Consider the following 274-nt stretch of genomic DNA (forward strand, 5'->3'; position numbering starts at 1 on the left):
CCATTAATATCGCCCTTTCCATTCACACCTTCCACTCCAAGCAGACACCCGGTACCGTCGCCCATATCCACTATCATATCAACCTCAACCACTTCAACCATCTCATCAACCAGCCTCCACTCAATCAACACCATTATCTCATCACCACCCCTACCTTCTCCCCCTTCCAACATCACTTCTCCTTCACCACATCTCTTCCCCATTCCCTTCTCACACATCACATCTTTCCCTCCCTCCACCGCACCAATGCAAATCTCCCCATCACAAATATTCC

General features: G+C 49.3%; 1 protein-coding gene. It reads right to left on the minus strand.

What is annotated here, in order from left to right; genetic code table 11:
- A partial coding sequence (locus FS628_RS30575; RefSeq protein ID WP_145326681.1) for a hypothetical protein occupies positions 1 to 221 on the minus strand: 221 nt, incomplete at its 3' end.
- Positions 222 to 274: the final 53 nt, after the last annotated feature.

Origin of the sequence: Paenibacillus xylanexedens, from assembly GCF_007676705.1 — a bacterium.
Taxonomy (GTDB): domain Bacteria; phylum Bacillota; class Bacilli; order Paenibacillales; family Paenibacillaceae; genus Paenibacillus; species Paenibacillus xylanexedens_C.